Source organism: Nocardioides sp. (assembly GCF_025965415.1).
Classification (GTDB): domain Bacteria; phylum Actinomycetota; class Actinomycetes; order Propionibacteriales; family Nocardioidaceae; genus Nocardioides.
The window spans coordinates 82,144-90,160 of sequence record NZ_JAOPWY010000038.1; the positions used below are offsets into that span (position 1 = coordinate 82,144).

Annotated in this window: 9 protein-coding genes; all 9 read left to right on the forward strand. The window is 71.3% G+C overall.

What is annotated here, in order from left to right; genetic code table 11:
• Window positions 1-59 precede the first annotated feature (59 nt).
• Window positions 60-1,859 carry an ATP-binding protein gene (locus JWN97_RS04865; protein ID WP_297619163.1) on the forward strand — a complete coding sequence of 600 codons (1,800 nt, stop codon included), beginning with the start codon at window positions 60-62 and terminating at the stop codon, window positions 1,857-1,859.
• A 10-nt stretch (window positions 1,860-1,869) separates the two neighbouring features.
• Window positions 1,870-2,421, forward strand: coding sequence for a hypoxanthine phosphoribosyltransferase (gene hpt / locus JWN97_RS04870; protein ID WP_297619166.1), 552 nt, complete (start codon window positions 1,870-1,872; stop codon window positions 2,419-2,421).
• 96 nt (window positions 2,422-2,517) lie between these two features.
• Complete coding sequence (gene ftsH, locus JWN97_RS04875; protein ID WP_297619168.1) at window positions 2,518-4,587, forward strand: ATP-dependent zinc metalloprotease FtsH; 2,070 nt, start codon at window positions 2,518-2,520, stop codon at window positions 4,585-4,587.
• A complete protein-coding gene (gene folE / locus JWN97_RS04880) occupies window positions 4,584-5,204 on the forward strand; it encodes a GTP cyclohydrolase I FolE (protein WP_297619171.1) in 621 nt (206 codons plus the stop codon). The genes ftsH and folE overlap by 4 nt, the downstream gene beginning before the upstream one ends.
• Before the next feature lie 32 nt (window positions 5,205-5,236).
• Window positions 5,237-6,046: a dihydropteroate synthase gene (gene folP, locus JWN97_RS04885; protein WP_297619191.1), complete on the forward strand. Its 810-nt coding sequence runs from the start codon at window positions 5,237-5,239 to the stop codon at window positions 6,044-6,046.
• Window positions 6,043-6,417, forward strand: coding sequence for a dihydroneopterin aldolase (gene folB / locus JWN97_RS04890; RefSeq protein WP_297619174.1), 375 nt, complete (start codon window positions 6,043-6,045; stop codon window positions 6,415-6,417). Before folP ends, folB begins: the two co-directional genes overlap by 4 nt.
• Window positions 6,410-6,979 carry a 2-amino-4-hydroxy-6-hydroxymethyldihydropteridine diphosphokinase gene (gene folK / locus JWN97_RS04895; RefSeq protein WP_297619177.1) on the forward strand — a complete coding sequence of 190 codons (570 nt, stop codon included), beginning with the start codon at window positions 6,410-6,412 and terminating at the stop codon, window positions 6,977-6,979. The genes folB and folK overlap by 8 nt, the downstream gene beginning before the upstream one ends.
• Before the next feature lie 61 nt (window positions 6,980-7,040).
• Window positions 7,041-7,532, forward strand: a complete 492-nt coding sequence (locus JWN97_RS04900; RefSeq protein ID WP_297619180.1) for a DUF3180 domain-containing protein — start codon at window positions 7,041-7,043, stop codon at window positions 7,530-7,532.
• 9 nt (window positions 7,533-7,541) lie between these two features.
• Window positions 7,542-8,017, forward strand: a 476-nt coding sequence (locus tag JWN97_RS04905; protein WP_297619183.1) for a hypothetical protein, incomplete at its 3' end; no start/stop codon positions are given.

Genomic DNA, 8,017 nt, shown 5'->3' on the forward strand with positions numbered 1-8,017 from the left:
AGGATGCTAGTGGCGGCGAAAGCCCTCTCCAGGCCGGCCGGGCCACTTACTGTCAGCGCGTGAAGCAGGCACGGGTGGAGCTGGGCGTGGGGGCACTCGTCGTCGCCGCGGTGGTGGGCCACGCCATCATCGACAGCTCCGTGGTGGCCGTGCTCATCTACCTCGGGGTGCTCTGCGGCGCCAGCGTCGTGGCCTGGGTGGGTGCCGAGAGCGGGCCTGTCAGCCACCGGCTGGTGGGCCGACTCATCGCCGCCGGCCTGTCCCTCAACGCTCTGGGAGACGTCCTGTGGGAGGTCCTCGACCGGTCGGGGGCGGCCACGGACGTGTCGATCGCCGACCCCCCGTGGTTCGCGAGCTACGTCCTCCTGGGCACGGCCATGTGGGTGGTGCTGCGCCGCGGCAACGAGGGGAGCCGCGACGACCTCGCGTTCGCGATCGATGCCGCCACGGTCGTGGTGGTGAGCGTCCTGATCTTCTGGAGCGTCTCGATCGAGACGATCGTGGCCGACAAGAGCCTGGCCCCGCACGTGCGGATCGTGTGGGCGTCCTACCCGGTCGCGGACGCGGTCCTGCTCGCGCTGGTGGTGCGGGTGCTGATGAGTCGCCGCGCCCGCGCCGCGCTGCACCCGTCGTTCGCGGTGGGCGTGTGCCTCTGGTTGGCCGCCGACGTCGCGTACCTGCAGTCGCCCGACGGCAGCTCCCAGATCATGATGGACGCCGCCTGGATGATCGCCCCCGTCCTACTGGCCCGGTCCGCGTGGCGGGTGGCCACGCCGTCGACCACCGTGGCGCCGGCAGCATCATCCGGCCCGGTGGCCCAGCTCGTGGTCGCCGTCGTCCCGCTCCTCGTGCCTCCTGCTCTGGAGATCGTCGCCGACATGCGCGGCGAGCCGGACAAGCCACTCCTGCTCCTCACCGGCACCACCTTGTTGACCCTGCTGGCGTTCGTGCGCACCGCACGTCTGATGAGGTCCGAGGAGCGAGCGCACCGGGAGCTGGAGGGTGCGCTGGACGCGGCGCTGGAGGCCTCCCGGACGAAGTCGATGTTCCTGGCCACCATGAGCCACGAGATCCGTACGCCCCTCACGCTCGTGCTGGGGGCTGGCGAGCTCCTCGAGGACACGTCCCTCGACGAGTTCCAGCTCGGGCTCGTGAGGAGGATGCGCCGGTCCGGGCACCTGCTGAAGGGGCTGGTGGACGGCGTCTTGGACTTGTCGCGGGTGGAGGCCGGACAGCTCGAGATCGTCTCGACGCCGTTCAGCCTCCATCGCGTGGTCGACGACCTCGCGGACGTCTACCAGACCTCGGCCGCCGAGGCCGGCGTCGGTTTCGACCACCGGTGGGAGCCGGGCGTCCCCAGCACGGTGGTGGGGGACCCCGAGCGCCTGATCCAAGTCCTCGGCAACCTGCTCGACAACGCCCTCAAGTTCACCCCTGAAGGTCGGGTGAGCCTCGTGGTCCGCCCCGTGCCCACCGCCAGGGACGTCACCGACGCGCGCGCCGACGGCGTGGTGGAGTTCGTCGTGAGTGACACCGGCATCGGCATCTCCCCGGAGGACCTGCCCAGGGTGTTCGAGTCGTTCCGTCAGGTCGACGGGTCCTCCACCCGCCGCTACGGAGGCACTGGCCTGGGCCTGGCGATCTGCACGCAGCTCACCGAGCTGATGGGCGGCCACCTCACGGCGACCAGCGAGCTCGGCCACGGCAGTGTCTTCGTCGCCCGGCTCCCACTGGGCCCCACCGACGAGGAGATCGGCACGGCCCCGTCCCTGGCTCCACTGGCGGGTGACCCGGTCCCTGACGTCGGCACCGTAACCGAATCGCCGACCCGGGCGGACGTCGTACGCCGCGCGCCCTAGGCTGCAGTCCATGGACTCGTCCCACGTGGAGCACGAGCTGGTCAACGTCCTCTTCACCGAGGCGCAGATCCAGCAGCGACTGGCCGAGATGGCCGCCCAGATCACCGAGGACTACGCCGGAAGGGACCTGCTCGTGGTCGGCGTCCTGCGCGGCGCGGTCATGGTGATGGCCGACCTGGCGCGCGCGATGCCGGGCCACCTGGAGATGGACTGGATGGCCGTCAGCTCCTACGGCTCCGGCACCAAGTCGAGCGGCGTGGTGCGCATCCTCAAGGACCTCGACACCGACATCAGCGGTCGCGACGTGCTGATCGTCGACGAGATCATCGACACCGGCCTGACCCTGAGCTGGCTGGTCAACAACCTCTCCAGCCGCAGCCCGGCGAGCGTCGAGATCGCCACCTTGCTGCGCAAGCCGGAGGCGCTGTCGATGCCCGTCGAGCCCAAGTACGTCGGGTGGGACATCCCCAACGAGTTCGTCGTCGGCTACGGCCTGGACTACCGCGAGAGGTACCGCAACCTGCGCGACATCGGCACCCTCGCCCCCCACGTCTACTCCTGATCGGTCCCGGTCCGCGTCCCCCGCTTCACCCCGCCTGAAAGAATGGCCGCCCGAGCGGCCTGTAGCGTCGCCCCACCAATCCCGAACCGGTGAAAGTTGCCTGTGAAGCGCATATTCAAGGGTCCCTGGCTGTGGATCGTCCTCTCCGCCTTCGCGGTGCTGCTGGCGATCCAGTTCCTCGCACCCAGTGACGGCTACGACGAGATCGAGACCTCGACGATGTCGAAGTACATCGCCGCCGGCCAGGTCGACGAGATCACCTTCATCGACGGTGACCAGGAGATCCAGGCGACCCTCGACAAGGGCGTCCGTCCCGACGGCGACAAGGTCGTGGCCCAATACATCCAGGGACAGCAGGAGACGATCCTCGCGGCCGTGGACGAGCAGGTCGCGGACAAGACGATCTCGAAGGCCAACTCGACCAACCCGCAGCCCAGCTTCCTCGGCTCGCTGCTCGCCACGCTCCTGCCCTTCGCGCTGATCATCCTGCTCTTCATCTTCTTGATGAACCAGGCCGGTGGTGGTGGCGGTCGCGGCGTCATGCAGTTCGGCAAGTCCAAGGCCAAGCTCATCACCAAGGACATGCCCAAGACGACGTTCAGCGACGTCGCCGGTTGCGAGGAGGCGATCGAGGAGCTCGGCGAGATCAAGGAGTTCCTCACCGACCCGGCCAAGTTCCAGGCCGTCGGCGCCAAGATCCCCAAGGGCGTGCTGCTCTACGGCCCGCCCGGCACGGGCAAGACCCTGCTCGCGCGCGCCGTCGCCGGTGAGGCCGGCGTGCCGTTCTACTCGATCTCCGGCTCCGACTTCGTCGAGATGTTCGTCGGTGTCGGTGCCAGCCGCGTGCGCGACCTGTTCGAGCAGGCCAAGGAGAACCCGCCCGCCATCGTCTTCATCGACGAGATCGACGCCGTCGGTCGTCACCGCGGCGCCGGAATGGGGGGCGGCCACGACGAGCGCGAGCAGACCCTCAACCAGCTGCTCGTCGAGATGGACGGCTTCGACGTGCGCGGCGGCGTCATCCTGATCGCGGCCACCAACCGGCCCGACGTGCTCGACCCGGCGCTGCTGCGCCCGGGCCGCTTCGACCGCCAGATCCAGGTCGACGCCCCCGACCTCAACGGTCGTCACCAGATCCTCAAGGTGCACTCGCGGGGCAAGCCGATCGCCCAGGACATCGACCTGCTGAGCATCGCCCGCCGCACCCCCGGCTTCACCGGCGCCGACCTCGCCAACGTGCTCAACGAGGCCGCGCTGCTGACGGCCCGTGGCAACGCCAAGCTGATCGACAACGCGTCCCTCGACGAGGCGATCGACCGCGTCATCGCCGGTCCGCAGCGGCGTACGCGACTGATGAGCGAGCGCGAGAAGCTGATCACCGCCTACCACGAGGGCGGCCACGCCCTCGTCGCCGCGGCGCTGCCCGGCACCGACCCGGTGCACAAGGTCACGATCCTGCCGCGCGGTCGCGCACTGGGCTACACGATGGTGCTGCCCGACCGCGACAAGTACTCCCAGACCCGCAGCGAGATGCTCGACAACCTCGCCTACATGCTCGGCGGCATGGCCGCGGAGGCGCTGATCTTCCACGACGTGACCTCCGGTGCCGGCAACGACATCGAGAAGGCGACGGGCCTGGCCCGCGCGATGGTGACCCAGTACGGCATGACCGAGCGCCTCGGCGCGGTCAAGCTCGGCGACAGCAACTCCGAGCCCTTCCTGGGCCGCGACATGGGCCACACGCGCAACTACTCCGAGGAGACCGCCGCGGCGGTCGACGGCGAGATCAAGGCGCTGCTCGGCCAGGCGCACCAGGAGGCCTTCGAGATCCTGGAGACCAACCGTCACGTCCTCGACGCGCTGGTGCTGGCCCTCCTCGACAAGGAGACGCTCGACAAGGCGCAGATCGCCGAGATCTTCGAGGCACTGACCATGAACCCCACGCGTCCGGCCTGGACCGGCTCGCCGGAGCGGGTGCCGTCCTCGATCCCGCCGGTCGACATCCCGCAGGAGATCCGCGACCGGGTCACCGCCGACGCCACGGCCCAGGAGGCCGAGACCCGCGGCGGCGCGATCCTGACGCCGCCCGGCGCCGGCGGGGACATGCACGGCACGCCCGAGGTCGGGGCCGACACCCCCACCCCGCCGACGCCGGAGGCGCCATGATCGACCCCGTCTCGATGCCCGAGCGCGCACCGGAGGACATCCCCGAGTTCGACCAGCCGCGCGCCGAGGCGGCGGTCCGCGAGCTCCTCGCCGCGATCGGCGAGGACCCCGACCGCGAGGGCCTGATCGAGACGCCGGCCCGGGTGGCGCGCGCCTACGCCGAGCTGACCCAGGGGATCAGGCAGACCGCTCGCGACGTGCTCACCACCACCTTCGACCTGGGCCACGAGGAGATGGTGCTCGTGCGCGACATCGAGCTGTGGTCGATGTGCGAGCACCACCTGGTGCCGTTCACGGGCGTGGCCCACGTGGGCTACATCCCCGCCGAGACCGGCAAGATCACCGGCCTGTCCAAGCTGGCCCGGCTCGTCGACGTCTATGCCAAGCGGCCGCAGGTGCAGGAGCGGCTCACGACGCAGGTCGCCGACTCGCTGATGGAGATCCTCGAGGCCCGCGGCGTGATCGTGGTGATCGAGGCCGAGCACCTCTGCATGACGATGCGCGGCGTCAAGAAGGCCGGGGCGCGCACCATCACCTCGGCGGTCCGCGGCGCCTTCCTGACCCAGCAGGCGACCCGTGCCGAGGCCATGGCGCTGATCCACTCCGGCACCAGGTGACCGTGGCCACCCGGCCACAGGTTCCCCGGGTGATGGGGATCGTCAACGTCACCCCCGACTCCTTCTCCGACGGTGGTCTCTACGACACCACGGAGAGTGCCGTGGCCCACGGCCGCGACCTGCTGGCCCAGGGGGCCGACCTCCTCGACATCGGTGGGGAGTCCACCCGGCCCGGGGCCACCCGCCCGCTCGTCGCCGACGAGCTCGGCCGGGTCGTGCCGGTGATCCGCGAGCTGGCGGCGGCCGGGGCGGTGGTGTCGGTCGACACCATGCGGGCCGAGGTCGCCGAGGCGGCCCTGGCGGCGGGCGCCGGGATCGTCAACGACGTCTCCGGCGGACTGGCCGACCCGCGGATCCTCGAGGTCGTCGCCGGCACCGACGCGCACTACGTCGCGATGCACTGGCGCGCCCACGCCGACCGGATGCGCGACTTCACCGACTACTCGCCCGACGGCGTCGTCGAGACCGTGCGCCGTGAGCTGGGCGAGCGGCTCGACGCGATCGAGGCCGCCGGGATCCCGCGCGAGCGCGTCCTCCTCGACCCGGGCCTGGGCTTCGCCAAGCGGCCCCACCACAACTGGGAGCTGCTGGCGGCCCTCGACGTGCTGGAGCAGCTGGGCTGCCGCCTGCTGGTGGGTGCGAGCCGCAAGTCCTTCCTGGGCTCGCTGCTGGCCGAGGGTGGGGTGCCGCGACCGATCGACGGGCGCGAGCACGCGCACGCCGCGCTCGTCGCGGTCCTGGCGCTGCGCGGCGTCGACTGCCTGCGCGTGCACGACGTACGAGCCACCCGCGACGCGCTCGCGGTGGTGGCAGCCATGCGAACTGATGGAGGACAACGATGACCGACGAGCTGGCCGTCCGCGGGATCGAGTGCTGGGCCCACCACGGAGTCTTCGACGTCGAGAAGCGCGAGGGCCAGACGTTCGTCGTCGACCTCGTCCTGGGCCTCGACACCCGGGCCGCGGCCGCCTCGGACGACCTGGCGGACACCGTCAACTACGGCAGCCTCGTCGCCGACGTGAAGGCTGCTGTCGAGCGCGATCCGGTCGACCTGATAGAAACCGTGGTCCAGCGCATCGCGGACTCGTGCCTCACGGACAGTCGTGTTGAATGGGCGCGAGTCACGCTCCACAAACCTGATGCACCCATCGACGCGACCTTCTCGGACGTCGCGCTGACGATCACCAGAACGCGAGGCAACGCTCATGACTGAGACCCCCAATCCCAACATCGTGGATGCCGACTCCCTCACGGGCGAGATGCACCCGATCCGCCGGGTGGTGCTCGCTCTGGGCTCCAACCTCGGTGAGCGGCTGGCCACGCTGCAGGGCGCCGTCGAGGCCCTGGCCGACACCCCGGACTTCTTCGTCACCGGCGTCTCGCCGGTCTACGAGACCGACCCCGTGGACTCGCCCGAGGACGCCGGCCCCTACCTCAACGCCGTCCTCCTGGCCGACACCACCCTCCCCGCGGCCCGCCTGATGGAGCGGGCCCTCGCGGTCGAGGACGCCTTCGAGCGGGAGCGCAGCGAGGTCCGCAACGCCCCGCGCACGCTCGACGTGGACCTGATCGTGGTGGGCGACCGCCGCTCCAACGAGGACTTCCTCCGGCTGCCGCACCCGCGGGCGCACGAGCGCGCCTTCGTGCTCCAGCCGTGGCACGACCTCGAGCCCGACGCCGTGTTCCCCGAGCGCGGGCCGATCGCCGACCTGCTCGAGGCCGCCGACGCCTCGGGGGTGCGCAAGCGCGAGGACCTCTCGCTCGAGGTCGAGTGATCACCCCCCGACGTCCTGCTCCTCCGCTGCGCTGCCCCGCACGACGCCGCGGGGACCCCGAATGACCGAGCCCGGACCGGACGAGCCGCCGGAGCCGCCCGGCACGCTCCGCCCCACCTCGCCCCGGGCGCTCACGGTGTGCGTCGTGGTCGGCCTGGCGCTCGGGTGGGGCACCCACCCGCTGGGCAGCCGGGTCCTCGGCCACGCGCCCCTCGTGTCGTGGCCGCAGGCGCTGGCCCTCGTCCTCGTCGCCGGGATCATGGCCTACCTCGCCTGGCACACCTGGCAGACCGTGCAGGTGCGCCACGAGCGGCTCGAGCCGCACCAGGCCGTCAACCGGCTGGTGCTGGCTCGCGCCTGCGCACTCGCCGGTGCCGTGATCACGGCCGGCTACGTCGGCTACGCCGTCAGCTGGCTGGGGGACGCATCGCAGTACGCCGACCGGTGGATCCTCCGCTCGGCCGTCGCGGCCCTCGCGGCGGCCGGGGTGACGCTCGCCTCGCTCGTCCTCGAGCGTGCGTGTCGCACCGACGGCGGGCGGCCGCGGCCCTAGTCTGACCCCATGTCTTCCCAGCAGCCCCAGCAGTCACAGGCGTCCCGCACGCCTGCTCGCCGTCGCCAGCGCAGCACGCGGCTGGGGGTTGCCGTCGCCCTGCTCGCCGTCGCCGCCGCGATCGTGATCGCCGCCGTGGCGTCCTCGTCGGCCGGCTTCACCGCTGTGGCCGCGGTCCTCGCCGTGCTCGCGGGTGCCGCGGCGACCCGCATCACCCACTCCGAGCTGATGGCGGCCCGCCGCGAGGCCGCGCAGGACCGCGCCGTCCAGGCCCAGGAGTACCGCGCGCTCACCGAGCGTCGTACGGCCGAGTCGGCCGCCTTCGCCGCCGACATGCGGCGCAAGATCACCGAGCGCGAAGAGGCCCTCGACGTCCTCGAGCGCGCCCTGTCGTCGGCGCAGAAGAACGCCGCCGAGCAGACCCTCAAGCGCGGCCAGGAGGCCCGTCGCGCCGACGCCGCCGAGCGCGGTCGCGACGCCGCCGA

What these genes read in the sequence shown, in the direction of transcription:
- folE (WP_297619171.1), top strand. Translation starts at nt 4,584, where the DNA reads ATGATCGACCCCGTCTCGATGCCCGAGCGCGCACCGGAGGACATCCCC.
- hpt (WP_297619166.1), top strand. Translation starts at nt 1,870, where the DNA reads ATGGACTCGTCCCACGTGGAGCACGAGCTGGTCAACGTCCTCTTCACC.
- JWN97_RS04900 (WP_297619180.1), top strand. Translation starts at nt 7,041, where the DNA reads ATGACCGAGCCCGGACCGGACGAGCCGCCGGAGCCGCCCGGCACGCTC.
- folB (WP_297619174.1), top strand. Translation starts at nt 6,043, where the DNA reads ATGACCGACGAGCTGGCCGTCCGCGGGATCGAGTGCTGGGCCCACCAC.
- folK (WP_297619177.1), top strand. Translation starts at nt 6,410, where the DNA reads ATGACTGAGACCCCCAATCCCAACATCGTGGATGCCGACTCCCTCACG.
- folP (WP_297619191.1), top strand. Translation starts at nt 5,237, where the DNA reads ATGGGGATCGTCAACGTCACCCCCGACTCCTTCTCCGACGGTGGTCTC.